The organism is Thermococcus aggregans (assembly GCF_024022995.1).
Classification (GTDB): domain Archaea; phylum Methanobacteriota_B; class Thermococci; order Thermococcales; family Thermococcaceae; genus Thermococcus_A; species Thermococcus_A aggregans.
In genome coordinates this window covers 1,716,213-1,737,102 of record NZ_CP099582.1, presented here as the reverse complement: position 1 = coordinate 1,737,102, position 20,890 = coordinate 1,716,213, and the positions used below count along the sequence as shown (strand labels likewise).

Below are 20,890 nucleotides of genomic sequence, written 5' to 3'. Positions count from 1 at the left end.
CAAAACCTAAAAAGGTGAAAGTCAAACTGTAGCTCAGGTGTTAAAATGCCGCGCGGGATGGGTTGGAGACGAGGGAGAAAACGAAAAATGCGATTTATAGGATTTATTCCAGAGGTTAGGCACTTCTATCCTGCTAAACCACCATTTGGCCCACCACAGCCGCCAGTTTTCATGACCTATGAGGAGTTTGAGGCACTAAGGTTAGTGGATTACGAAGGCTTAACTCAAGAGGAAGCTGGGCAGAGAATGGGAGTCTCAAGGGGCACAGTGTGGAGAGCTTTAACATCTGCAAGGAAGAAAGTTGCCCAGATGCTTGTTGAGGGGAGGGAGCTCATAATTCTCGCTCAGGGAAACGAAGTCCCTAAATCATCTCAAGAGCCAGAAGTTACCGATGAAGACTCGTTTTAGCCCTTCTTTTCTAGCGATTGTATAAACCCTCTCCATTTGTCTCTTGCTTGTGGCTGGGACGTCGTGCATTAAATGCTGAGGAGCAAACGCCAGAAGAATGTAGGGGATGTAGGGGTTTATGCGGGAGAGATACCTCGCTATTCCCTTGACCTCTTCTTCATCTATGTAATGGGGCACCACTAGCGTGCTTACAACCAGTAGGGGCGGCTCTTCTCTTTCGTCCATTGATGATATAACCCTTATGTTTTCCTTTATTCTCTGAAGGGCTTTCTCTCCATTAATTTCCGTTAAAGCCTCGTAGACACTTGGCGTATAAGCTTTCCAATCGATCTTAACTATTCCACCACTTTCAAGGCTTAGTCTTGCCATCTCGTGAATTATATTGGGGTTTTCAAGCCCATTTGTTTCCCAGCAGATTCGTTTTATACTCTTTACTTTTTCTGCCCGCTTTAGGATTTCTCTGGATGTTTTGATCGCATAGGGACTATGTGGAGTGGGATCGCCACCAAAGTAGCACACACATGATACCTTACTCCTCATTGCTATATCTGCTAGCTCCCTTGAGCTCATGATGATCCCTTCAAAAGGATCCATTTTCCCGTCTTTTATCATGTACTTGTGCTCCATGTTCTGACAGAAAAGACAATCTAGGTTACAGCCAGCAAAGAAAACCGCCAAGTTGTAAAACCCTCTATGATTCTTTTCTGGACAAACGGGCCCTGCAACGCAGTTTGTTGGGTGGGGATCGAGATACCAATGGAGATATGCATGATCATAGCTTCCAGTTATTGGGATTAATCTTCCACCCTTGTTCCATACTATCCCGCAGTAACCAGAGCCTTCCTCTGGGATCTCACATTCATTCACGCAAAGGGAGCACTTAACTCCATTTTTGGGAGGCTCAATGGGGAGGCCTATAAGTTTTCTCCATTTTTTGTGAGATTCTTTTGCAATTTCTAAGGCTTTTTGTGGTTTTGTTCTTAAGCAGTTGACGCATACTCCGATTGATTCACTGATCTCTTCAGACTCATAACCACATAATTTGCATTTTGTCATGACAGTAGTTATTTGGACATAAATATTAATGAAAGTTTCCAAAAACCTTAAACGCCTTTAGGTTAACCTAATTCTGGTGATGATATGATAGCCTTCGGTCCCGTGCCTTCGAGAAGGTTGGGTAAAAGTTTAGGGATAAATAACATTCCAGACAAAGTCTGCTCCTATGCATGCGTTTACTGCCAGATTGGGAGAACTCTAAAGATGGAAATTGAAAGGAGATCTTTTTATCCTCCAGAATTGGTCTTTGAGGAGGTTAAAAGAAAAGCTTGGGAAGCAAAGGAAAAAGGAGAGAGAATAGATTACCTCACGTTCGTTCCCAATGGTGAGCCTACATTAGATGCAAACCTCGGGCAGGAAATAGAGATGTTAAAAGCTCTCAACATCCCTCTGGCCATTTTAACGAACTCATCCCTTATATGGAGAGAGGACGTTAGAGAAGATCTTCTAAAGCTCGATTTTGTTTCCCTAAAGCTTGATGCGGTAAGTGAGGATCTGTGGAGAAAAGTAGACCGCCCACACAGGAGCCTGAGACTCGACAAAATCCTTGAAGGAATGCTTGAGTTTAGAAAAGACTTCGATGGCAAGCTCGTGACTGAGACTATGCTCATCGATGGTATAAACTATGGAGAGGAGTTTAAGAGAATTGCCGAGTTTTTAAGGGAATTAAAACCAGATATAGCTTACATAGCGGTTCCCACCAGACCTCCCTGGGAAAAGTGGGTAAAGCCAGCTAGAGAGGAGGTTATCAACGTGGCCTTCCAAACCTTTGCCGATGCGATTGGGGAAGAGAGGGTTGAGTACCTTATAGGATATGAGGGCAATGCCTTTGCCTTCACAGGAAACGTGAAGGAGGATATACTCAGCATCACTGCAGTTCATCCAATGCGTGAAGATGCCTTAAGAGAGCTCTTGAAGAAAGCTAACGCCGAGTGGAGTGTTGTGGAAAAGCTTGTAGATGAGGGAAAACTGATAGAACTTGAATATAGAGGAAGGAGGTTTTATATGAGAAAATTGAAAAGCCGGGAGCTACCTTAATATTTGCTCTTTAACTACTTCCGCAATCTCTCTGAGGGCTTTCGACGCTTTTGACTCTGGAAACGCCTCCACCACAGGCTTAAGCATTGCCATGCTTTTCGGAACTGCTCTGTCGTAAGGGATCTCACCAATTATTGGTATTCCCTCTTCCTCTGCAAATTCATATAGGCCCTTGAATTCAGGATTTAAGTCCGCTTTGTTGATTATTAGGTATGCCGGTTCCCTGAAGTGTTGAACAACTTTGTAGACCCTTTTTACATCGCTTAGGGATGCCGGGGTCGGTTCCGCAACGAGGATTGCTACATCTGCACCGCCAAGACTTGCTATAACTTGACACCCTATACCCGCAGCGGAATCTACTATCATGTGCTCTATTCCTTCCTCTTTCATAATTCTCTTGGCCCATTCCTTCTCTTCTGTAACAAGCTTTCCGCTGTTTGGTCTCCCTACGTCAAGCTGGGCTGAAATTAATGGAAAGCCATATTTAGTCGTTGTCTTTTGGATTATACCTGAGCGGACTTCTTCTAATGTAATCACGCCCTCCACGGGACATACTAGCTTGCAAACTCCACAGCCTTCACAAGTTAACTCGTTGACCTTATAAACCCCATCAACGAGCTTTATACAGTCGTAAGGGCATCTCTCGGCACAGATACCGCACTTTATGCATGTTTCACTGTTTATTTTTGCAATTTTCGCACCTATAATTTCTCTTTTTTCTTCCCATCTTTCAACGCCGAAGAGCAGATGCAGGTTGGGAGCATCGGCATCAGCATCAACAGCTATCAAGGAATACCCATCTTTGAGCAGATATATGAGTGAAGCGGCAACGCTCGATTTCCCAACACCACCTTTTCCACTCGCTATCGCAATCTGCATCTCAATCACCCCATATAATTGGCTATCTTTTCAGCAAGATCTTTGAAGATCTCCGCTTCTTTGCTATCGGCTAGAACTATAGGTTCCCCTTTAACATAACTCCTGATGATGGCTTCGCTATATGGGATTTCTGCGACTATCTCGGCATTGTATTTTTGTGCAATCTTTTCTATTCCCTCTTTTTCTCCAAGGTCACTTCTGTTAATCACGACCCACGCTTCTATGTTCATTAGTCTAGCAAGTTCAAGAATAAGAGCCAAATCGTGAAGGCCTAGTGGAGTAGGCTCAGTGACCGCTATGAGGAGCTTTGAATCTTCTAGTGCCTTAGAGACGGTATTACTTGTGCCTGCAGCTGTATCTACAAGTAAAAGCTCCTTGTTAAGAGAGCGGGCCCTCCTTTTTGCTGCAGTTACAATGGGCATTGCTCTCTCTTCCCCTTCCAGCAGTTTCCCAGTAACCAGAGAAAACTCGTAAGGGGTCTCGGTAATATAGGTGTGTCCTATAAGTTTCTGACCTTCCAATATTGCTCCAGTAACAGGACAGACTATCTCGCAAGCCCTGCATCCAGAACACAGCGTGGGCATTAAGAATGGAGTTCCGTCTTTCATAGTGATTATTGCGTTTTCTTCACAAACTTCAGCACATTTTCTGCACTTTATACACTTCGAATAATTAAAACGGGGCATGAACATGTTAACAGGTTCCTCGTTTTGCAGTTCAACTCCAAGAAGGATGTGATCATTTGGCGCCTCAACATCGAGATCAGCCAGAGCTAAGTCAAAATATCCCCGTAAAGCTATCGCAAGATTGACTGCTACTGTTGATTTTCCCGTTCCCCCTTTACCTCCGCTCACAGCTATCTGCATTTCGTCACCTCCAGAGTTAGGGAAACCTAAAAGTTTAAAAATTTTGTGCATATGCTAATATGGAGGGATAAAGTGAGGTGCCTTAAGGTCGCGTTTGGAATGGAGGACGACGAGACGCTCGTAGATGCACATTATGGCGACTCTGAGTTCTTTGCGATATACGAAGTTTGCGAAGATGGAAGCGTGAGGCTCATTGAGAAGAGGCCCAACAAGGCCAAAGACCTCGAAGAGGAACACGACGAAAGTCATGGCGACCCGAGGAAGTTTAAGGCGGTTGTGGGCCAACTCCTCGACGTTGACGTTTTAGCGGCATTTAGAATGGGACCGAACTTTTTGAAAATTAGAGACAAGACTAACAAAGTGGCGTTCTTCACGAGGACGAGGGACTTAAAGCTTGCCCTTCAGCGTATCGTTGAGAACTTCGACGACCTCTACAGCCAAGTACAGGCAAAGAACGCCGAAAAGCCGCCGATAGAGGAGTGAGCGATGGTGTTCCTGGGGATAGTGCCCAAGGTTTTCCTTTTTGCTTTCCCCTACACCCTCCTTGCGTTCTACCTGAACTCATATTGCGGAGTTTGGACTCCAAGGCTACCCACCATCGGAGCGCTTCTCGTCGCCGTGGGCATCGCCCTCTGGCTCTTCTGTTACACCCAGATTTCAAGGGCCTATCGCAGGAGAGAATTACTCACAAGTGGATGCTACTCCAGAGTTAGACACCCAATCTACTCAATCTGGGGCCTTCTGATACTGCCGGGATTTTCCCTCGTTATCGGAGGTTTCATGCTCGGCCTGCTCGTGGTTTACTGGACGGTCGTGATGAGGATTATAGGAGAGGAAGAGAAAGCCCTGGAGGAGAGGTTCGACGATGAGTGGAGGGAGCACACGAAAAGAACTTCTCGATTTCTACCCAGAGTTTGAGCTTCTTTCCTTCACTCCTATGCTCCCGCCACTTAAAAAGACTTTGACTACGGGAGGATGATGAGAAAAGTACAACACTCGTTACTGCTCCTCGGGGGGAAGGGAGCTCTTTAAGTTGACAGGGCAAAGTGGTACAAGTCTTCTTTTAAGTCTCTGGGGTTGGATTTTGTTCACATGACTTTCGGGCTAAGGAACAGTATTGAGCGCTGGTTTAGGACTGTTAAGGAGCGAACAAAGCATTTCTGGAATAATTTCAGGAGTAGGGACTGGAGGAAGGTTCAGGGATTTGTTTCTTCTGTTTGCTTTTTGGTATAATTTTGTTCGGGTTCACTCTCGGTTTGGTGGGTCGCATGGTGATGCTGCCGAATGGTTTCGGAGGTGATGCCCCAATTATCCCAACAGTATCCAAATTTTTCCATTCTAAAGAAACAAAGTCTTTAAAAACAAACATAGAAGCCTGCAGAAAGTTAATCTTCATTTGCCATTTTAATTGCTTCATCTTTTTTGGCCCAAATCTAGCAAAAAATTGGGAAAAGGCTCACCAATCCCACCAGTAACCCCACCAGGGGTAGTAGTAGGGATAGTAGCTTCTAAGCCATGCATAATAACCCCATGGTCCTCTAAAGAGCCACCAGCAGGCGCCTCTACCAAAGATCCATCCTGGCCTTAGCCACGGTGGGAGCCAGCTGAATGGACCTCTTCCAGGCCAGGGCTTCCACCAATACCAGCCCCAACCCCACGGCATCACCACCACCTCCAAGGGGCATTTTTTGGGATGAAAAATGGGCAAGCAGGATCGTCAGCATGAACTGGGAGGTTCCAAAATTCACACTTGCCCTCTTTATAGTGGATACACTCCTTGTGCCTTGGTGGTTCTGGTATCAGTGGTCTTGCTGGCATTGGGAATGGAGGATAGTAAGCTTGTGACTGAGGAGTGGGTGGGGCTTGAGATTGTTGAGGTGGATAGTATGCTTGTGGTGGGGCCTGGAAAGGTTGTGGAATCTCGCCTTTGCTTATCTTTTCAACAGCTTCCTTTATTGGGGTTCCCGGTGGAAATGTGTAAACCTTAATTCCCGCAGCTTGAAGAGCCTCCATTGCATTAGGGCCAAGTTGAGGAGTAATTACTGCATTAACGCCTTCCTTAATGAGCATTTGCACAACCATTGGGCCTGCCCCACTTGGAACATTCATAGCCTGATTTTGAATTACCTTCACGTTCTTTATCTCTTCATTCTCAACATCGATGATTGTAAACACAGGAGCCCTCGCAAAAACTGCTGCAACTGTGTCTTCTAATCCTCCACTTTTTGAACTTGGTACTGCAATTTTCATGAGATCACCTCATTATGTGCATATGCAAAAAAAGTTAAAAATTTTATTGGACAAATTTGGGAAGAGTGTCAAAATAGTAGTGAAGTGTTTGTAGCGGCATGAAGAGTGAGCATGATGTATTGAAAGGCTGTTAATGTTAAAAAGCTTCTTCACGATCTTATATAACCTCACTTCGAGAAATTAAGGAAAAGAGGAACCAAAGATTCTGCTAAAGAGAAGATTGGCCACCACGTAGGGTCTTCACACATACCCACAAATCAGCTCTACGAAAGATTTAAAGCGAGAGCTTCGACATATATCTCGGCATAACACTCATTAATTAATAAGGCCACAGCAGTGAGGCTTGTATTGAGGGAACAACTACTTCCGGGGTGATTGACTTGGGTAAGGTGCCGGGAGATCTTCTGAGGAAGTACGTGTTTAGGAGAACTGGATCGAGAAGGGATGACGTCCTCGTGGGGCCTCGCGAGGGTGTCGATGTCTCAGTGATGTCTGCCGGCGACAATATTGCTATCGTCGCTCACTGCGACCCCATAGTTGGTGCTTTAAGGAGGATTGGGTGGTTAGCCGTAAACATTGCGTGCAATGACGTGGCCACAGCTGGTGTGAGGCCAAGGTGGATTTTGCCCACCATCCTGTTGCCTGAGAGGTGGGATGAGAGGATGATTGATGAGATAACCAAGGACATCGACAATGCCTCAAAGGAGTTGGATGTGGCTGTCGTAGGTGGGCATACGGGCTACGCAGTGGGTTCCTTAAGGCCTATAGTGGTGGTTACAGCTATAGGCATTGGCTTAAGGAGCGAGGTGATCACTTCTGCAGGGGCAAGGGTGGGAGACTCGGTCTACATAACCAAGGGCGCAGGTATTGAAGGCACAGCCATCTTGGCAAGTGACTTCAGAGACGTGCTGCTTGAGAAAGGTGTGAGCGAGGAATTGATTAGGAGGGCCGAGACATTCATGGACGAGATCAGCGTGGTTAAGGAAGCGCTGGCCCTATCAGAGGCTAAGGCAGTAACAGCGATGCATGACGCGACGAGAGGGGGGGTCGCAGAGGCGCTGGCCGAGCTAGCCGCAGCATCAAATAAAACCATCGAGGTTTGGGAGGACAGAATCCCCATCAGGCCGGAGACTAAGGCGTTTGCCGAGGCTCTAGGCTTTGATCCCTTATGGATGATTAGCTCTGGAACGTTGGTATTCACAGTACCTAAGGAAAGGGCTGGGAGGGTTAGGGAGGTGATGAACAGGTTAGGCATTAAGTATGCGGAGATAGGTGAAGTGAGGGAAGGAGGGGCTGAAGTATTGATCCACAGAGACAGGGGAGTAGAGAGGATTAAGAATCCTCAACCTGAGAGGGATGAGCTCGCTAGGCTGTGGGAGATTTACCCAAGAGTAAGTTAACCTCCTCTCCCGTCGTGTCCGCGTCGAAGAGGAGGCGGTGCTTTCCCCCAACTAAAACGCTCCAGCCCCAATCGTTGAGAAGACTCTTGGGGGCACGTTCTCGTTAAGGACGACGAGGCGCATAATCTGCCCCCTGTTTTTATCCCCCACGACAAGGTATCGCTGGAAGGGTTTTAAACTTCTCCACCAAACATAAGTGAGGGAAGAAAATGAGGGAAGTAACGTACCGTTTCATCGGAGTCATCCACAGCCCGTTCAAGGAGCCGAAGGGCATTCCAATACAGCCCTCTGCAGCCAGGGGGATTAAGGGAACCGTTGAGGTCTTCCCGGAGTACTCACAGGGATTGAAAGACATCGAAGGGTTCTCGCACATTATACTGATCTACCACTTCCATCTTGCGAAGCCCGGAAAGCTCCTCGTCAGGCCGTACATGGACGATGAGGAGCACGGAGTATTCGCAACCCGCGCACCGAGCAGGCCAAACCCGGTAGGTCTCTCGATAGTGAGGCTTCTCAGCGTCGAGGGAAACGTGCTCCACATCGAAGACGTTGATATCGTTGACGGGACGCCACTACTCGACATAAAGCCATACGTGCCAGAGTTTGACGTACGAAACGTCGAGAGAACGGGTTGGCTGGAGAGAAAAGTTCACAAGCTTCCAAAGGCCAGAGACGACGGCAGGTTTGTGGAGGAATAACACACTATCTCTATGATTCACAGTTGAACAAAGGGTATACAAAAACTTTAAGCCAACTTTTTGTGAAGTATGTTATGAGCATTTAGGGAGATGTCGAAAATGGTGAAGATTGGAATTATAATTTGCGACCGCTACCGCACCTGTGCGGGCGGCAAGTGCTTCAGGGCGCTGAGAGAGCGCGAAGGGGCCTTCAGCATATACAAGAACCAAGAGGTCGAGGTTGTTGGATATACAACCTGCGGAGGCTGCCCCGGCGGGAACATTGAATACGCCCCGGCGGAGATGAAAAAGAACGGTGCCGAGGTTATCCACCTCGCGACGGGCTTTCTGGTGGGCTATCCCCCGTGCCCCTGGATAGACTACTTCAAGCGGTTCATCGAGGAGAAGTACGGCCTCAAGGTCGTCCTTGGAACCCACCCAATTCCGCAGAAATACTACACGACCCACAAGGCTCTGGGCACGTGGGACTCACCCGACTGGGATGAAAAACTAAAGTACGTCATCTGCGACGAAGAAACGAGAAAGAAATACGACTAAAAAGACAGACATACTACACCTCGTAGATCATAACACTTCCACTACATACTTTCTGTTTCTCTTTTTTGAAGCCCTAGGCAGACCATTGCCACGCCGAGCGCCTTTCCTCTTTCACCCTCGACGAGAACCCACGTGTAAGGTAGAGCAAAGCCAAAGTCAACGAGCTTATCTCCAGGAACAACATAGCCATCACTTCACGGCATTTATTACCACAAAGCTCCCCTCACCATAGCCCGGCTTGACGGGCTCAACTTCTCTAATTTCGTCGAGTCTGTGGAAGAGAGTCTGAACTATCTCGAATTTCCTGAAGCCGACCTTCTTGAGCAGTTCCAGAAGTTCATCCGTGAAGAAGAACCTAGCCTCACGGTAGAAAACACTTTTTTCTTTGTTTCGCTCGTATTCCTGCCCGATCGGGCTGTTCCTGTCAACAAAGCCTATTATGAGTGCCCCACCTGGCTTCAGGACGCGGTAGGCCTCGCGTAAAGCCTTCTCAGGATCGTCAACGAAACATATCGTCGTAACCATCAGGAGGTAGTCGAGGCTTTCATCTGGGAAGGGGAGGTTTTCTGCCGTTCCCTCGATAACCTCTATACCCCTCTTTCTGGCTATCTCTGCCATGGCCTTCGAAGGCTCAACGCCTAGCTTTATTCCGAGCGGTGCCGCAAAGCGACCAGTTCCGACGCCTATCTCTGCCCCCTTTCCTTCCTTTGGCAAAAGCTTCCTAACAGCCTCAAGCTCGGAAAGATAAGCGTGTCGGTGCCTCTCGAACCATGCTTCGTACCTCTCCCTGAACTTCTCAAAGGGTTCTGTTTTTGGCATCCTGTGATCCCATAGAGGAATTGGCTCAAAAACCTTATACGCTTTTAGGTCAACCTAATTTCGGTGGTAACATGATAGCATTCGGTCCCGTCCCCTCAAGAAGGCTCGGGAGGAGCCTCGGAGTGAACAACATTCCCGATAAGGTCTGCACCTACGCCTGCGTTTACTGCCAGATTGGAAGAACTTTAAGGATGGAAATCGAGAGAAGGGCCTTCTACGACCCGGAGCTGATATTCAGGGAAGTCTCTGAGAAAGTCAACGAAGCTTTGGAAAGGGGAGAAGAAATTGATTACATAACATTCGTCCCCGACGGAGAGCCAACACTCGATGTCAACCTCGGAAGGGAGGTAGACCTCCTCAGGCAACTGGGGATAAAGTTAGCCGCCCTCACAAACGCTTCTTTAATCTGGCGCGAGGACGTGAGGGAAGACCTTCTCAAGCTGGACTTTGTTTCGCTGAAGGTGGACGCCGTCAGCGAGGCCCTGTGGAGAAAGATTGACAGGCCCCACAAGAGCCTGAGCTTGGAGAAAATCCTTGAGGGAATGCTTGAGTTCAGGAAGGAGTTCAGAGGAAAGCTCGTGACTGAAACCATGTTAATAGACAACGTGGACTACGGAGATGAGTTCGAGCGGATAGCAGAATTTTTAAAGGAGCTAAAGCCGGACACGGCCTACATAGCCGTCCCCACCAGGCCCCCGGCCGAGCCATGGGTGAGGCCCGCGAGAGAGGAGGTCATTAACAGGGCTTTTCAGGCCTTCAGCAAAGCCCTCGGCGAAGATCATGTTGAGTACCTCATAGGCTACGAGGGGAACGCATTCGCATTTACAGGAAACGTGGAGGAAGATTTACTCAGCATCACCGCCGTTCACCCAATGAGGGAAGACGCCGTAAGAGAGTTCCTGCGGAAGGCGAACGCCGACTGGAGCATCATCGAAAAACTGATTCGGGAAAATAAGCTCATAGAGCTGGAATATGAAGGAAAGAAGTTCTACATGAGGCAGCTGAAGAGCAGAGAAACGCGGTGAGACATGGTTGTCTGAATGTTAGGGTAACCGAAAACTTTAAATATTGTGCATATGCACAAAATAATAGAACAAAAGTGAGGTGGTAAAGATGAAGATCGCGATACCAACTAATGGTGGTGGACTTGAGGATACTGTCGCCCCTGTCTTTGCCAGAGCTCCAACATTCCTCATAGTGGACGTTGATGAAAAAGGCAACATTATCAACAGCAAGGTCATACAGAACAGTGCCGCTATGGCAGGAGGAGGGGCTGGATCAATGGCTGTCCAAACCCTCATCAACGAGGGCGTCGAGGCAATAGTAGCACCACAGGTCGGCCCAAACGCTCTTGGCGCAATCCAGGCGGCAGGGATAAAGCTCTACCAAGTAGCACCAGGAACCCCCGTTAAGGAGGCTATAAAGGCTGTGGTCAGCGGAAGTGTCAGCCAGTTCACAGTTCCAGCGCCGCCTGCCCCGGCGACACCAACAGCACCGGCTCCCGCCTACGGCTACGGCCCAGGTTGGGGCAGAGGCTGGGGCCGCGGTAGCGGCTGGGGAAGAGGCAGAGGTTTCGGCCGTGGATGGAGCAGAGGAGGAAGAGGCTGGGGCGCGAGGCTCGGCTACTGCCCCTGGACAGGCCAGCCCAGCAGAAGAACCCTCCGCTGGCTCTACGGCTGGTGGTGAGGCCTTTCTTTTTTATCTCTTATGAATGCGAGCTTTAAGAACGTACCGGAGGAATAAGAATGCCAAGAGGAATAGGGAGGGGATACGGCAGGCAGAGATACGGATTCTATCCATTCGGTGGTGCTTACGGCATAATTGACCTGCTACTCCTGTTAGGAATCCTGTACTTTCTGTTCAAGCTTTTCATCGTGGCACTCCCCTATGCCCTAGGACTGGTAGTACTCCTGCTCCTTAGGTCGTTCATAGGGCGCCGCTTCTGGGGATGGGGAAGGCCATTTTGAGCTTATGCAAACTTTTTTAAGTTCGGCTTTCCTAATTCATCTGGAGGTGACGTGAATGAGGATTATAGTCTCAACTGTAAACGGAGGACTCAACGACAGGGTGAACCTGGCATTTGGGCGGACGCCCACTTTTACTATAGTTGACGTCGAGAAGGGTGAGATAACAAACGTCCAGGTCGTCCAGAACCCGGGTTACAGCCAGCCTAGGGGAGCAGGTATCACCGCGGCCCAGTTCGTCATAGACCAAGGAGCAGACGTGGTGATAGCAGGTCAGTTCGGGCCAAATTCTGCTCAAGTGCTTCAGGCCGCAGGCATAAGAATGGTCTCTGCCCCAGCCACGATGACCGTTAGAGAGGCAGTAGAAGCTTTCCTTAGGGGTGAGCTCACCCAAGCCCTTTTCGGCCCCGAAGGCGGTGGGGTCGGATCCGGCAGAGGCATGGGTAGAGGGATGGGACGCGGCATGGGAAGAGGTAGAGGCATGGGCCGTGGAATGGGCGGCGGAAGAGGACAGGGAAGAGGTGGGTGGTAAACTCTTTAATTGAGAGAAAACCGTTCCCCCTATTATTTTCGGTGGACTTTATGAAGTATAGCAAACTTGCTGTGAAGATTTTGAAACATGAAGAAAAAGAGATATACTATGATCCGGCCTACCACGGCAGAACTCTGAAGATTTTTGGCATCGATGATAACCCCTCAAGAGTTATCGAATACATAGGAGACCAATTTCTTGAAAAAGACTACGGGTTGATTTTCTTTGATACGCAGGGAAAGTACCCCAAGGAGAAATTCGACACCGTAATAAAAATAGAAGATAACAAGCCCACAGGTCTTGATCCCATAAAGATGGTCGAAAAAGGTCTCTTAAAGGACTTTTACACTGCCGTTACGATAATTCAAACCATATATGGATTGGATCGCTCTCTCACAGATAAGCTCTACGCTGACATCCTAGAGGGAAAAGTCAAGAGCGTAAAAGATGCAGCGAAGTCAAAAGAACACTACGGAGAAGTCATAAGGGAAGTTTACACTCCCCTTGACGAGACCTTTTTTGAAGGCGAGCCTCCGGAGCTCGGTAAGAGCATTTTAGTTGACTTCGGAAAAACATACAGCATAAGTATTGCTGGAATGGCAGTTTTAATTCTCGCAGCAGCAATTAGAGATAGGAGAAACACGTTGATTGGAATTGACGATGCGGCAGTTCTCTTTTACACAACTCCAGGGAGTGCTACCCTTCCTCTATTGACCCAGCCCATGAGGGGAAGGGTTACGGTTTTGGGCTCGAAATACGTTGTGGAGAATATTCTCAACATACCTGGGCTAACTTTAGTGCTGTACAACGATCCAGATTTGCAGAGCATAATCTACGAAGCGAATGGTGTTCCTCAGGGCGATATGAGAAAGCATGTTCTTAAAGAGGAGGGAGCGTTTATATGGAGAACAACGCAAACCTTAGAGGGCGAGTTTGGAAAGCTCCCGTTTGAGGGATGAGAAATGAAAATTACAGTGCTTTTTGAAAATCACGCCGGGTTTAAGAAGGGCCTTTTTGGTGCCCACGGCTTTTCAGTTTTAGTTAAACACAAAGGAAAGAGTATTTTGGTAGATACCGGAAGTGATGGAAAGATTTTGCTTCACAATATGAACGCTCTCGATATTTCGCCTGAGGACGTTGATGCGGTGTTCCTCACACATGGTCATTATGACCACACTGGTGGACTGGAAGAGTTTTTAAAGGCGAGAAAAAGCTCCATAGACATTTACGCTCATCCTGACGTCTTCCTGAGGAGGATTGCATTGAAACCCAAGCGCAGGGAGATTGGAATCCCCTTTTCGCAAGAACACTTGGAAAAACTCGGAGCGAACTTTATACTGAAAGAGAAGCCCGTTAGGATATTTGATGAAATTTATACGAGCGGTGAAATAGAAAGAAGAACTTGGGATAGGGCAGTTGGCTACATTATGAGCGGAGAAAAACTGGTAAAAGACCCTCTAAGGGATGATATGGCATTGTTCATTGAGCTTGGGAGCAAAACAGTCGTTATAAGCGGTTGCGGTCACAGCGGTATTCTAAACATAGTGGAGCACTCAAGAAAGCTTATTGATAAGCCGATTTTTGCCTTGTTGGGTGGATTTCATCTAAGCGGGGCCAAAAGAAGTGTCCTGGAAGATGCAGTTGGGGGCATTAGAACTTTTGGAATTAAGAAGCTCTACCCCGGCCACTGCACTGGGTTTGATGGAATTTGTGCATTTATGAGTGCCTTTGGGGACAAAGTGGAGCCCTTACACGTTGGAAAAGAGGTCAACTTTGCCCAGTGACTTGGCTTGAAGACAAAGAGAAGCATAATAGATAAAGGATTCTACGTTCCCATATATGAAAACTACTAATGCGAAACCAATATAAGATGCGACGGCAAATAACTCACAGCTTAAAAATTATCTGCTTCGGGTGAAGATTATGGGGTTAATTGAAGACAAGGCTTTAGTTGAAGCGGCTTTATTTGTAGCGGGGAGGCCTTTGAGCCTTAAAGAGCTGTCGAAAGCTTTGGGGATAAAATCCCTTGACTACCTTGAAAAGCTTATCGAGCTTATAGCTGCTGAATATGCTGAAAGGCAGAGCGCCATAGAGGTTGTTCGAGTCCTTGGGGATAAATACGTAATGCAGGTTAAGCAGGAGTATTCCCAGAGGGTTGTCCATTTAATGCCGAAACCAGACTTGAGAACTGGAGAACTCAAGACCCTCGCATTGATAGCATACCTCCAGCCCATAGAACAGAGCAAACTGATAAAACTAAGGGGAAGCCAAGCCTACGAGCACATAAAGCGCCTGTTGGGAATGGGCCTCATTTATGCGGAACCCTATGAGAGAACTAAGATTCTCGGAACAACACAGAAGTTTGCAGAACTGTACGGATTTCCCGAGAACGATCCCCTGATAATTAAAGAGGCGTTCAAGAAGGTTGTTCATGCCGAGTATGCCGACTTAATAGCAAAAATAGAGAAGCAACAAAAAGAGAAAAACGTCGAGTAGTAATTTCTTATACTCCTCGTTTTTCTTTTTCTGCACTATGAAGAAATTTGGGAGGTCTATTGAAGATTCAAAAACTTTAAATACCTGTTCTGCGAATTACTATTCAGGTGAGTGTATATGAGGGTTATAACAAAAGAAGAGATTGTGGATAGGATAAGGAAAAAAACTGGGATGGGCTTGGAGGAGATAGAGCATAAAATCAAAGAGATTGCTCAAGCTAATGAGATATCCGAACATGCGGCTGCACTTCTTTTGGCAGAACAGCTTGGAGTAGAAACCGAAGAAGAGGAGCCTGCTCTAATCCATATATCCGATCTGGTTCCCGGAATGAGAAACATAAACGTGGTTGGCAGAGTTTTGCGCAAGTATCCTATTAGAGAGTACACCAGAAGAGATGGTTCAAAAGGCAGAGTTGCTGCACTTCTAATCTACGACAATACTGGAAGGGCAAGAGTTGTTTTATGGGACTCCGAGGTTGCAAAATATTACGATGAGATTCAGCCCGGCACAGTGGTCAAGATTATAAACGCAGATGTAAGGGAGAGCCTTAGGGGACTTCCGGAGCTCCACGTTAATTTTAGGAGTAGGGTGATAATCAACCCTGAGGATCCAAGAGTCAACGAAATCCCACCGCTTGAAGAAGTTAGGAGCTACAACTACACAAGAAAGAACATAGGAGAGTTAATGGGTGGAGACAAGTTCGTCGAAGTGAGGGGCACAATAGCAAAGCTTTACAGAATCATAGCATACGATGCATGCCCCCAGTGCAGGAGAAAAGTTGATTATGACCCGGCAACTGAAACCTGGGTATGTATAGAGCACGGTGAAGTCAAACCGATCAAAGCCACTATATTAGACTTCGGTCTTGACGACTCAACGGGCTACATAAGGGTTACCCTCTTTGGAGATGATGTAGTAGAAATACTTGGGGCTGAGCCAGAGGATATCAGCGAGAAGCTTAAAGAGTTTGTAAACAGCGGATTAACCATGAGGGAAGCTGGAAGAAAGTTAGCAGAGGAAGAGTTCTACCACGTTCTTGGAAAGGAGATAATAGTTAGAGGAAACGTCGTTGAGGACAGGTTCTTGGGCCTTATCCTGAAGGCCTCTTCTTGGGATGAGATTGATTACGAAAGAGAAATCGAAAGAGTCAGGAGGGAACTCTTGAAGGAGGTAGAGTGATATGGAAGAAGTTCCTCAAATTAGGAGAAGAAGGCCTGCAGTTGAAAAGAAAATTGCCGAGATAACTCCAGAAGATGTTAGGGTTTCATTAGTCGGCAAGGTTGTTAAAGTTGACAAAATAGATTACATCTTTTGGCTCGATGATGGGACGGGAGTGATTGCAATTGAATGTGAGGAGAACATTTTGCCAAAAATTGGACAGACGGTGAGAGTAATTGGTAGGGTCATTAGAAACGAGAAAGTGCACATCTATGGTGAGGTAGTTCAGGATTTCAGCAATGTAAATCTGGACTACCTGGAGGAGATTCAAGAACTTGAGAAGAAAATCTTGCCCAAGCTCGAAAACGCTCTTGTGTGGTGGTTAGAATGAAAAAGAGATTACCTTCAACGAGGGTTTACATAAAAGACATCCTAGAGGGATTTTACGTTAAGAGTGAAGGTGATTTTGAGCCTAATTACCTTATCACAAAGGATGCAAGGAAGATATACAGGGCAAAAATAGTGGGAACTGTTGTTAGAGAGCCCATAATCGCAGAAGACGAAACATATGGAAAGTTCCAAGTGGATGATGGAACTGGCGTAATATGGGTTCTCGGATTTAGAGATGACACAAAGTTCATCCGCTTAGTAAAGAGGGGCGACATGGTTCAGCTGATCGGAAAAATAGCAGAGTGGAGAGACGACAAGCAGATACTGGTTGAGGGAGTTAGTAAAGTTGACCCCAATATGTGGATACTTCACCGCTACGAAGCACTTAGGGACAAGGTAGAGCACATTAAAAAAGCCAGGCTTGCATTTGAGATATACAACACCTACGGAGTTACCGCAAAGGCCAAGGTGATTGCAAAGAACAAGGGAATCAGCGAAGACCTGCTCAGCACAATAGACGAGCTTTACGGCATAATAATGGAACAAAAAGCTGAAGAGGCTGCTTTTGAGGAAGAACTATTTGAAGAAGAAGCCGAGGAATCCAGCAAAGACCTTGAAGAAGTCAAGAAGGCCGTGCTGGAGATACTCAGATCAAAGGGCACTGCAGTTTCACTCAAGTTCATTCAAAGAAAACTCCAAGACAAATACGATCCAGAAACAGTGGAAGAAGCTATCAGATCCCTTCTTGCAGAGGGAGAAATTTTCGAACCAGAAGTTGGCTATTATCAGATACTTGAATAGCCTCCTTTTTTAAAATTTTAAAATGGAAAAAATCAGTACTGCTCTCTCATTGTCCTAATCACTGGGTCATGGATTAGAGTTGAGGTTATGCCATCCACGAGCCTGTAGAACTCATTTTTACCTCTCTCCAGATCCATGCTTTCTATTTTTAAAAGCTCGCACTTGTTGCTCAGTATCCACCTTCCGAGCACGATCTTTTCCTTTTCCCCTTGCCTGATGTCTATTCTAATAACCCCATAGGGGACATCTGCAGTCCACCAGTTGGCTTTGAACACAACTTCCCAGCCTAGCTCTTCTAAAGTGTTTACGAGGATGTCCATGGTGTCTCCGGGGCCATAGGGAGTTTTGAAAGTGATGACCGTCCACAATTTTTCATCAGCCAGTTTGCCTTTAATTTGGTCTTTAAATTCCATAACCTCACACCCCCTTTGTTAACGCTCCCAACAAAAAGCTGAACACCGCCAAATATATGGCAACCTTCAACTTTCTCTGGACCCTTCCAGCAGTAGTTGGAGAGGGGTCTTTTAAAATTTCGTATGAAGATAACAAAATTATTCCATCTACCACTATTATGGGGAGGTACCCAAGGCCAATTCCGGCTTTTACTGGCAAGAACGAAGCAATCACAGTAGCGACACTAAATAGAACTCCCACTTTTGAAGCTCTTTCAATGCTCCAGATAATAGGCAGGGTTCTGGCCCCATGGGCTTTATCTCCCTCAACGTCTTCTATATCTTTGAATATTTCCCTTGCGACATTCACTAAAAATGCACAAAGTGCAAGATAACCGGCAAGGCCAATCTTACCCACGGCAACAGCCCCATAGAGGGGAGTAACTCCAGTAAGAGCTGCCACCGTAAGATTTCCAACAAATGGAGCGGGCTTTAACTTCCAGGCATAGAAGTACATAAGGATATAAGCTCCAAGGGCAAATAAAAATGCCCAAAGGTTGAGCATATAACTTATCAAAAGCCCTAGCACAGCTAAACATAGCCCATAAACAAGGGCAGCTTTTCTTGATAGAGCTCCTCTAGGAAGTGGCCTATTAGGTCGGTTGATTTTATCAATCTCATAGTCAAAGTAATCGTTGATGATATTGCCCCAGCTACATCCTAAGAACACCACAAGGAAAATCATCAAGCTTTTTTCATAACTGGGGAGACTCCCTAATGCTACAGTAGCACCTAGGATTCCAACCAAACCAGCTACAATGCAGTTTGCTGGCCTCAGAATTTCCACGAACCCCTTGGCTTCCATTAGGCACACCTAATACTAAAATTGACAGGCGGTTAAAAAGCTTTCTCTAAAGAGCATCTCTGTTTAAAAGTCCAAGTTCCTCTCCGTCTTCTCTTACCCTAATTCTCCCAAATCTTATTTCAACGGCGTTACTAAGCTCGGCTTCAGTTAGTGGAGTCACAACATGAGCTTTGAGCTCTTTAAAGTTTATCAGCTTCAGAATCCCAAGCCCCAAGCAAAAACCATTCTTGTCTATAAAACCAACGATAAGATTGCTTAAATTCTCAAGATCTATGGCTTTCATAATGTTCTTATCAAAGCTTCTTGGGAAAGCTCCGATGTCGGCTTTTACAACAAAATATTTGTCAATAATCTTTCTTCCATAAAAAACAATCCATTTGAAAAGGTTCTCCAAGATGCTCTTTTCTTCTTCAATTATCTCTCTTCCTTGAAACATCAGAGTTCCAGTGATGTAAAACTTTCTAAGATCCAAAACATATTCTTTGGAGTTTTCAAAATACTTTTTCCATTTTTCTCGCCTTATATCTCGTCTTTCCTCTCTTGTGTGGAGTCTTGCATTTTCACTGATCTCCAGCCTAATAACCCTTGTTTTGCTTTCGAAAGGCTTCAGAATGTCCTCAAGCTCGTTTTTTCTTTGCAAAGCCAATATCAAATCGGGTTTGGTTATTTCTATTTTCATTCTCTTCAGCTCAACCCCAGAACCGTGGACTAGGCCGGTAGTGTCGATTATAACGACATCGGCTTTTCTTTTAATTGCTTCATTAACGAGAAGCCCAACTCCAGTCACCATCTCACCAAAAAACTGATTCGGAGTTATCGTACCGACAAAATAATGCTTTACAGGCCTTATCTCCTCCAGGGATGTGAAAATGCCCTCGGGAAATCCAAGGCTTATAACAGCAGGCGGCAAAATACCTTTTTGCCCGATATCGCTATCCACAATCGCTACTCTAAACCCTTGAGAAAGAAGTTCATTGGCAAGATATACCGTTAGGGTAGTCTTTCCACTATCAACTCCACCCAATATCATGATTTTAAGAGGCTTTTTTGCTTCTTGAATAATCTTAAGAACTTCTTTTCTGTCCTCTGGAACTTCTTGGGTGTACTTTGCTTTGTTCATGGTTAAAAGTAAAAAGGAAACAATTAAAAAGTTAACTCCGGAACATAGAGTAACCAAGTAGAGGAATCAGTTTACAAAGACCAAAAGGTTTATTAAAGTACTAAACTAAATCTGAGTCGGGATTGGGAAAATGACCAAAGAAGAGGTGGTAAAAATGAATAACGAAACTGCACTTACATCAAGGCAAGTGGAATTGCTCAAAAAGCTTTACAAAGAAGGAAAAACCATAGAAGTACATACCGTCGAAAAAACTCAGGATGAAATAGCAGAAGAACTGGGAATAACAAGGCAGGCTTTGAGCAATCACCTCAAAGCTCTCAAGGAGCTTGGATACATAAGGACAGGCAGAGGGTTCATAGACCTTACAGACAAGGCGCTGGAGTTCCTAGGAGAAAAGAAAGGGGATGTCTTTATTTTTGTTAGAATTGAACCGACCAAAAGAAAAGCCGTTTACGATGCAATCAAAAAGCTCAAAGTTAAGCGCGTTTATAGAGTTACTGGTGACATAGACCTTATTGTTGAGGCAGATAAAACAAGGCTTGATGAAATACTTGAAGAGATAGCTTCTCTTGATGGCGTTAAAGAGACAATCACCCACGTCGTCCTTGAGACTCTCTGAGTTTTTCTTCTATCACTTTTCTAAGTTGATCCAAATTTGTCCCAAATTTTGCTGATATTGGTACAAAAACATCTTTATAATCTTCCCACGTTCCATCGAGTCCAAACTTCTCTATAAGACGATTTATGGTTGCATTTAGGTTTTTCACTTTGTCCATCTTGTTAACTGCGACTATGGTTGGTATGTTAAGCTCTTGGAGAAACTGGAAGAACTCGACATCGATTGGTATTTCCCCTCTCTTCTCCCACCGTTCAATTATTTCAAGAGCACTCTTTCCATCTATAACCAGAACAGCAAGCTCAATTTTATCGGCGTTGTCTTCTATAAAACGCACTATTTCAGTTTTTATCTTTTCTTGAACATGTTTTGGGACACCGCTCATAAAACCAAAACCAGGCATGTCAACTATTGTTTTTCCTCGCCATCCTATCTCTACTGGTTTTCTCGTCACTCCTGGCCTCTTACCCCTTTTAACATACTTCCCAGTAAGCCTAAATATCAGCGTGCTTTTTCCAACATTTGACCTTCCAACAAAGATTATCATTGGTTATCACCCTTTTATCTCGGAAAGGCTTAAGTAGAGTAACTTCAAAAATCTTTCT

The 20,890-nt window shown here is 45.9% G+C and carries 28 protein-coding genes and 2 pseudogenes; 19 read left to right on the top strand and 11 right to left on the bottom strand.

Annotated features, from left to right (window positions below; all coding sequences use genetic code 11):
* The first annotated feature begins 45 nt into the window (after positions 1 to 45).
* The gene (locus NF865_RS09560) at positions 46 to 408 is read left to right on the top strand and encodes a helix-turn-helix domain-containing protein (protein WP_253304484.1); all 363 of its coding nucleotides are present in this window, start codon (positions 46 to 48) and stop codon (positions 406 to 408) included.
* Here the strand turns inward: NF865_RS09560 and NF865_RS09555 are convergent.
* On the bottom strand, positions 367 to 1,275 hold the full coding sequence (locus NF865_RS09555) for a radical SAM protein (RefSeq protein WP_253304483.1): 909 nt from the start codon (positions 1,273 to 1,275) through the stop codon (positions 367 to 369). The two genes, NF865_RS09560 and NF865_RS09555, sit on opposite strands and share 42 nt — an antisense overlap.
* Positions 1,276 to 1,548: 273 nt before the next feature.
* Here NF865_RS09555 and NF865_RS09550 point away from each other — a divergent pair, with 273 nt between their 5' ends.
* A complete protein-coding gene (locus tag NF865_RS09550; RefSeq protein WP_253304482.1) occupies positions 1,549 to 2,502 on the top strand; it encodes a radical SAM protein in 954 nt (317 codons plus the stop codon).
* On the opposite strand, the gene NF865_RS09545 is transcribed toward NF865_RS09550, so the two are convergent.
* Both NF865_RS09545 and NF865_RS09540 read right to left on the bottom strand, forming a co-directional pair.
* Positions 2,494 to 3,381, bottom strand: coding sequence for a nucleotide-binding protein (locus NF865_RS09545; protein ID WP_253304481.1), 888 nt, complete (start codon positions 3,379 to 3,381; stop codon positions 2,494 to 2,496). The genes NF865_RS09550 and NF865_RS09545 overlap by 9 nt on opposite strands.
* Positions 3,382 to 3,386: 5 nt before the next feature.
* The gene (locus NF865_RS09540) at positions 3,387 to 4,247 is read right to left on the bottom strand and encodes a P-loop NTPase (protein ID WP_253304480.1); all 861 of its coding nucleotides are present in this window, start codon (positions 4,245 to 4,247) and stop codon (positions 3,387 to 3,389) included.
* Between the two features lie 72 nt (positions 4,248 to 4,319).
* On the opposite strand from NF865_RS09540, the gene NF865_RS09535 reads away from it, so the two are divergent.
* The 3 genes and pseudogenes from NF865_RS09535 to NF865_RS09525 form a co-directional block, all read left to right on the top strand.
* The gene (locus tag NF865_RS09535; protein WP_253305659.1) at positions 4,320 to 4,730 is read left to right on the top strand and encodes a NifB/NifX family molybdenum-iron cluster-binding protein; all 411 of its coding nucleotides are present in this window, start codon (positions 4,320 to 4,322) and stop codon (positions 4,728 to 4,730) included.
* A gap of 3 nt (positions 4,731 to 4,733) precedes the next feature.
* Complete coding sequence (locus NF865_RS09530) at positions 4,734 to 5,165, top strand: methyltransferase family protein (protein WP_253304479.1); 432 nt, start codon at positions 4,734 to 4,736, stop codon at positions 5,163 to 5,165.
* Positions 5,166 to 5,279: 114 nt separating this feature from the next.
* Positions 5,280 to 5,606 (top strand): annotated as a pseudogene (locus tag NF865_RS09525) (hypothetical protein); the annotation flags it as partial.
* A gap of 97 nt (positions 5,607 to 5,703) precedes the next feature.
* Here the strand turns inward: NF865_RS09525 and NF865_RS09520 are convergent.
* Together NF865_RS09520 and NF865_RS09515 are read right to left on the bottom strand one after the other, a co-directional pair.
* The gene (locus NF865_RS09520) at positions 5,704 to 5,910 is read right to left on the bottom strand and encodes a hypothetical protein (protein WP_253304478.1); all 207 of its coding nucleotides are present in this window, start codon (positions 5,908 to 5,910) and stop codon (positions 5,704 to 5,706) included.
* A complete protein-coding gene (locus tag NF865_RS09515; RefSeq protein WP_253304477.1) occupies positions 5,910 to 6,497 on the bottom strand; it encodes a NifB/NifX family molybdenum-iron cluster-binding protein in 588 nt (195 codons plus the stop codon). Before NF865_RS09515 ends, NF865_RS09520 begins: the two co-directional genes overlap by 1 nt.
* 389 nt (positions 6,498 to 6,886) lie before the next feature.
* On the opposite strand from NF865_RS09515, the gene NF865_RS09510 reads away from it, so the two are divergent.
* The 3 genes from NF865_RS09510 (at position 6,887) to NF865_RS09500 (ending at position 9,132) form a co-directional block, all read left to right on the top strand.
* Positions 6,887 to 7,897, top strand: coding sequence for an AIR synthase family protein (locus NF865_RS09510; protein ID WP_253305658.1), 1,011 nt, complete (start codon positions 6,887 to 6,889; stop codon positions 7,895 to 7,897).
* Positions 7,898 to 8,106: 209 nt separating this feature from the next.
* Positions 8,107 to 8,595 carry a tRNA (N6-threonylcarbamoyladenosine(37)-N6)-methyltransferase TrmO gene (tsaA, locus tag NF865_RS09505; RefSeq protein ID WP_253304476.1) on the top strand — a complete coding sequence of 163 codons (489 nt, stop codon included), beginning with the start codon at positions 8,107 to 8,109 and terminating at the stop codon, positions 8,593 to 8,595.
* Between the two features lie 99 nt (positions 8,596 to 8,694).
* Complete coding sequence (locus NF865_RS09500; RefSeq protein WP_253304475.1) at positions 8,695 to 9,132, top strand: CGGC domain-containing protein; 438 nt, start codon at positions 8,695 to 8,697, stop codon at positions 9,130 to 9,132.
* Between the two features lie 44 nt (positions 9,133 to 9,176).
* On the opposite strand, the pseudogene NF865_RS10520 reads toward NF865_RS09500, so the two are convergent.
* Both NF865_RS10520 and NF865_RS09495 read right to left on the bottom strand, forming a co-directional pair.
* Positions 9,177 to 9,299 (bottom strand): annotated as a pseudogene (locus NF865_RS10520) (Rossmann-like domain-containing protein); the annotation flags it as partial.
* A gap of 22 nt (positions 9,300 to 9,321) precedes the next feature.
* The gene (locus NF865_RS09495) at positions 9,322 to 9,951 is read right to left on the bottom strand and encodes a class I SAM-dependent methyltransferase (RefSeq protein WP_253304474.1); all 630 of its coding nucleotides are present in this window, start codon (positions 9,949 to 9,951) and stop codon (positions 9,322 to 9,324) included.
* 71 nt (positions 9,952 to 10,022) lie between these two features.
* On the opposite strand from NF865_RS09495, the gene NF865_RS09490 reads away from it, so the two are divergent.
* From NF865_RS09490 to NF865_RS09445, 10 genes are all read left to right on the top strand, one after another.
* Positions 10,023 to 10,976 carry a radical SAM protein gene (locus NF865_RS09490; protein ID WP_253304473.1) on the top strand — a complete coding sequence of 318 codons (954 nt, stop codon included), beginning with the start codon at positions 10,023 to 10,025 and terminating at the stop codon, positions 10,974 to 10,976.
* 88 nt (positions 10,977 to 11,064) lie between these two features.
* On the top strand, positions 11,065 to 11,637 hold the full coding sequence (locus NF865_RS09485) for a NifB/NifX family molybdenum-iron cluster-binding protein (RefSeq protein ID WP_253304472.1): 573 nt from the start codon (positions 11,065 to 11,067) through the stop codon (positions 11,635 to 11,637).
* A gap of 59 nt (positions 11,638 to 11,696) precedes the next feature.
* Positions 11,697 to 11,918: a hypothetical protein gene (locus NF865_RS09480; protein WP_253304471.1), complete on the top strand. Its 222-nt coding sequence runs from the start codon at positions 11,697 to 11,699 to the stop codon at positions 11,916 to 11,918.
* Positions 11,919 to 11,973: 55 nt separating this feature from the next.
* Entirely contained in the window at positions 11,974 to 12,447 is a 474-nt protein-coding gene (locus tag NF865_RS09475) for a NifB/NifX family molybdenum-iron cluster-binding protein (protein ID WP_253304470.1), read from the top strand.
* A gap of 50 nt (positions 12,448 to 12,497) precedes the next feature.
* Positions 12,498 to 13,406, top strand: a complete 909-nt coding sequence (locus NF865_RS09470) for a hypothetical protein (protein WP_253304469.1) — start codon at positions 12,498 to 12,500, stop codon at positions 13,404 to 13,406.
* A gap of 3 nt (positions 13,407 to 13,409) precedes the next feature.
* Positions 13,410 to 14,231 (top strand): MBL fold metallo-hydrolase, encoded by an 822-nt coding sequence (locus NF865_RS09465; RefSeq protein ID WP_253304468.1) that lies wholly within the window; start codon positions 13,410 to 13,412, stop codon positions 14,229 to 14,231.
* Positions 14,232 to 14,370: 139 nt separating this feature from the next.
* On the top strand, positions 14,371 to 14,943 hold the full coding sequence (scpB, locus tag NF865_RS09460; protein ID WP_253304467.1) for an SMC-Scp complex subunit ScpB: 573 nt from the start codon (positions 14,371 to 14,373) through the stop codon (positions 14,941 to 14,943).
* 117 nt (positions 14,944 to 15,060) lie between these two features.
* Positions 15,061 to 16,122 (top strand): OB-fold nucleic acid binding domain-containing protein, encoded by a 1,062-nt coding sequence (locus NF865_RS09455; RefSeq protein WP_253304466.1) that lies wholly within the window; start codon positions 15,061 to 15,063, stop codon positions 16,120 to 16,122.
* 1 nt (position 16,123) lies between these two features.
* On the top strand, positions 16,124 to 16,492 hold the full coding sequence (locus tag NF865_RS09450; protein ID WP_253304465.1) for a replication protein RepA: 369 nt from the start codon (positions 16,124 to 16,126) through the stop codon (positions 16,490 to 16,492).
* Positions 16,489 to 17,292 (top strand): OB-fold nucleic acid binding domain-containing protein, encoded by an 804-nt coding sequence (locus NF865_RS09445; RefSeq protein ID WP_253304464.1) that lies wholly within the window; start codon positions 16,489 to 16,491, stop codon positions 17,290 to 17,292. Before NF865_RS09450 ends, NF865_RS09445 begins: the two co-directional genes overlap by 4 nt.
* A 32-nt stretch (positions 17,293 to 17,324) precedes the next feature.
* On the opposite strand, the gene NF865_RS09440 is transcribed toward NF865_RS09445, so the two are convergent.
* Genes NF865_RS09440 through NF865_RS09430 form a run of 3 tightly spaced genes read right to left on the bottom strand, consistent with a single transcriptional unit; the run spans position 17,325 to position 19,669 of the window.
* Positions 17,325 to 17,705, bottom strand: coding sequence for a ribonucleoside-triphosphate reductase (locus NF865_RS09440; RefSeq protein WP_253304463.1), 381 nt, complete (start codon positions 17,703 to 17,705; stop codon positions 17,325 to 17,327).
* A 4-nt stretch (positions 17,706 to 17,709) separates the two neighbouring features.
* Positions 17,710 to 18,549 (bottom strand): geranylgeranylglycerol-phosphate geranylgeranyltransferase, encoded by an 840-nt coding sequence (locus tag NF865_RS09435; protein ID WP_253305657.1) that lies wholly within the window; start codon positions 18,547 to 18,549, stop codon positions 17,710 to 17,712.
* Positions 18,550 to 18,595: 46 nt separating this feature from the next.
* Complete coding sequence (locus NF865_RS09430; RefSeq protein ID WP_253304462.1) at positions 18,596 to 19,669, bottom strand: Clp1/GlmU family protein; 1,074 nt, start codon at positions 19,667 to 19,669, stop codon at positions 18,596 to 18,598.
* Positions 19,670 to 19,823: 154 nt separating this feature from the next.
* Between NF865_RS09430 and NF865_RS09425 the strand changes: the two genes are divergently transcribed.
* Positions 19,824 to 20,288, top strand: coding sequence for an Lrp/AsnC family transcriptional regulator (locus NF865_RS09425; RefSeq protein WP_253304461.1), 465 nt, complete (start codon positions 19,824 to 19,826; stop codon positions 20,286 to 20,288).
* Here the strand turns inward: NF865_RS09425 and engB are convergent.
* Positions 20,260 to 20,832, bottom strand: coding sequence for a GTP-binding protein EngB (gene engB, locus NF865_RS09420; protein ID WP_253304460.1), 573 nt, complete (start codon positions 20,830 to 20,832; stop codon positions 20,260 to 20,262). The two genes, NF865_RS09425 and engB, sit on opposite strands and share 29 nt — an antisense overlap.
* Between the last annotated feature and the right edge of the window lie 58 nt (positions 20,833 to 20,890).

Excerpts from the sequence above, each read along its gene's own strand:
- NF865_RS09560 (WP_253304484.1), top strand. The coding sequence starts at position 46 with ATGCCGCGCGGGATGGGTTGGAGACGAGGGAGAAAACGAAAAATGCGA.
- NF865_RS09550 (WP_253304482.1), top strand. The coding sequence starts at position 1,549 with ATGATAGCCTTCGGTCCCGTGCCTTCGAGAAGGTTGGGTAAAAGTTTA.
- NF865_RS09545 (WP_253304481.1), bottom strand. The coding sequence starts at position 3,381 with ATGCAGATTGCGATAGCGAGTGGAAAAGGTGGTGTTGGGAAATCGAGC.
- NF865_RS09540 (WP_253304480.1), bottom strand. The coding sequence starts at position 4,247 with ATGCAGATAGCTGTGAGCGGAGGTAAAGGGGGAACGGGAAAATCAACA.
- NF865_RS09530 (WP_253304479.1), top strand. The coding sequence starts at position 4,734 with ATGGTGTTCCTGGGGATAGTGCCCAAGGTTTTCCTTTTTGCTTTCCCC.
- NF865_RS09520 (WP_253304478.1), bottom strand. The coding sequence starts at position 5,910 with ATGCCGTGGGGTTGGGGCTGGTATTGGTGGAAGCCCTGGCCTGGAAGA.
- NF865_RS09515 (WP_253304477.1), bottom strand. The coding sequence starts at position 6,497 with ATGAAAATTGCAGTACCAAGTTCAAAAAGTGGAGGATTAGAAGACACA.
- tsaA (WP_253304476.1), top strand. The coding sequence starts at position 8,107 with ATGAGGGAAGTAACGTACCGTTTCATCGGAGTCATCCACAGCCCGTTC.
- NF865_RS09500 (WP_253304475.1), top strand. The coding sequence starts at position 8,695 with ATGGTGAAGATTGGAATTATAATTTGCGACCGCTACCGCACCTGTGCG.
- NF865_RS09495 (WP_253304474.1), bottom strand. The coding sequence starts at position 9,951 with ATGCCAAAAACAGAACCCTTTGAGAAGTTCAGGGAGAGGTACGAAGCA.
- NF865_RS09490 (WP_253304473.1), top strand. The coding sequence starts at position 10,023 with ATGATAGCATTCGGTCCCGTCCCCTCAAGAAGGCTCGGGAGGAGCCTC.
- NF865_RS09485 (WP_253304472.1), top strand. The coding sequence starts at position 11,065 with ATGAAGATCGCGATACCAACTAATGGTGGTGGACTTGAGGATACTGTC.
- NF865_RS09480 (WP_253304471.1), top strand. The coding sequence starts at position 11,697 with ATGCCAAGAGGAATAGGGAGGGGATACGGCAGGCAGAGATACGGATTC.
- NF865_RS09475 (WP_253304470.1), top strand. The coding sequence starts at position 11,974 with ATGAGGATTATAGTCTCAACTGTAAACGGAGGACTCAACGACAGGGTG.
- NF865_RS09470 (WP_253304469.1), top strand. The coding sequence starts at position 12,498 with ATGAAGTATAGCAAACTTGCTGTGAAGATTTTGAAACATGAAGAAAAA.
- NF865_RS09465 (WP_253304468.1), top strand. The coding sequence starts at position 13,410 with ATGAAAATTACAGTGCTTTTTGAAAATCACGCCGGGTTTAAGAAGGGC.
- scpB (WP_253304467.1), top strand. The coding sequence starts at position 14,371 with ATGGGGTTAATTGAAGACAAGGCTTTAGTTGAAGCGGCTTTATTTGTA.
- NF865_RS09455 (WP_253304466.1), top strand. The coding sequence starts at position 15,061 with ATGAGGGTTATAACAAAAGAAGAGATTGTGGATAGGATAAGGAAAAAA.
- NF865_RS09450 (WP_253304465.1), top strand. The coding sequence starts at position 16,124 with ATGGAAGAAGTTCCTCAAATTAGGAGAAGAAGGCCTGCAGTTGAAAAG.
- NF865_RS09445 (WP_253304464.1), top strand. The coding sequence starts at position 16,489 with ATGAAAAAGAGATTACCTTCAACGAGGGTTTACATAAAAGACATCCTA.
- NF865_RS09440 (WP_253304463.1), bottom strand. The coding sequence starts at position 17,705 with ATGGAATTTAAAGACCAAATTAAAGGCAAACTGGCTGATGAAAAATTG.
- NF865_RS09435 (WP_253305657.1), bottom strand. The coding sequence starts at position 18,549 with ATGGAAGCCAAGGGGTTCGTGGAAATTCTGAGGCCAGCAAACTGCATT.
- NF865_RS09430 (WP_253304462.1), bottom strand. The coding sequence starts at position 19,669 with ATGAACAAAGCAAAGTACACCCAAGAAGTTCCAGAGGACAGAAAAGAA.
- NF865_RS09425 (WP_253304461.1), top strand. The coding sequence starts at position 19,824 with ATGAATAACGAAACTGCACTTACATCAAGGCAAGTGGAATTGCTCAAA.
- engB (WP_253304460.1), bottom strand. The coding sequence starts at position 20,832 with ATGATAATCTTTGTTGGAAGGTCAAATGTTGGAAAAAGCACGCTGATA.